This is a genomic window from Pauljensenia sp. C0170B5, from assembly GCF_056590195.1.
The window spans coordinates 1-1,224 of the sequence record NZ_JBWPVR010000023.1 but is presented as its reverse complement, the minus strand read 5'-3'; the positions used below and the strand labels follow the sequence as shown (position 1 = coordinate 1,224).

Below are 1,224 nucleotides of genomic sequence, written 5' to 3'. Positions count from 1 at the left end.
CGTCGATATCACCCGAGCAGGCGACCCGAACGTTCGGAGGCTCCTCGCTGTCCATTCGCTCCCCTGGCGCGGTATGAACCGCCGCCTCATAGTGCAGTTTGATCCTGACGAGCCCAGCATGTCTGCGCCCACCTTCGCGGAACCTGACCAGGGTCCGCTAGCGGGCGGCCGGAAGGTGAATGCTAGGCATGATCTAACCCTCGGTCTCTGGCGTCGCGACTGCGAAATTTCGCGAGGGTTTCCGAGAAGGTGATTGCGCTTCGCAGATCTCCAGGCGCGTGGGTGCGGACGTAGTCAGCGCCATTGCCGATCGCGTGAAGTTCCGCCGCAAGGCTCGCTGGACCCAGATCCTTTACAGGAAGGCCAACGGTGGCGCCCAAGAAGGATTTCCGCGACACCGAGACCAATAGCGGAAGCCCCAACGCCGACTTCAGCTTTTGAAGGTTCGACAGCACGTGCAGCGATGTTTCCGGTGCGGGGCTCAAGAAAAATCCCATCCCCGGATCGAGGATGAGCCGGTCGGCAGCGACCCCGCTCCGTCGCAAGGCGGAAACCCGCGCCTCGAAGAACCGCACAATCTCGTCGAGCGCGTCTTCGGGTCGAAGGTGACCGGTGCGGGTGGCGATGCCATCCCGCTGCGCTGAGTGCATAACCACCAGCCTGCAGTCCGCCTCAGCAATATCGGGATAGAGCGCAGGGTCAGGAAATCCTTGGATATCGTTCAGGTAGCCCACGCCGCGCTTGAGCGCATAGCGCTGGGTTTCCGGTTGGAAGCTGTCGATTGAAACACGGTGCATCTGATCGGACAGGGCGTCTAAGAGCGGCGCAATACGTCTGATCTCATCGGCCGGCGATACAGGCCTCGCGTCCGGATGGCTGGCGGCCGGTCCGACATCCACGACGTCTGATCCGACTCGCAGCATTTCGATCGCCGCGGTGACAGCGCCGGCGGGGTCTAGCCGCCGGCTCTCATCGAAGAAGGAGTCCTCGGTGAGATTCAGAATGCCGAACACCGTCACCCTGCTGCGTAACATCGTTGCTGCTCCATAACATCAAACATCGACCCACGGCGTAACGCGCTTGCTGCTTGGATGCCCGAGGCATAGACTGTACAAAAAAACAGTCATAACAAGCCATGAAAACCGCCACTGCGCCGTTACCACCGCTGCGTTCGGTCAAGGTTCTGGACCAGTTGCGTGAGCGCATACGCTACTTGCATTACAG

Annotated in this window: 1 protein-coding gene; it reads right to left on the bottom strand. The window is 60.8% G+C overall.

What is annotated here, in order from left to right; all coding sequences use genetic code 11:
• Positions 1-182 precede the first annotated feature (182 nt).
• Entirely contained in the window at positions 183-1,034 is an 852-nt protein-coding gene (sul1, locus tag AC1EJZ_RS11170; RefSeq protein ID WP_000946487.1) for a sulfonamide-resistant dihydropteroate synthase Sul1, read from the bottom strand.
• Between the last annotated feature and the right edge of the window lie 190 nt (positions 1,035-1,224).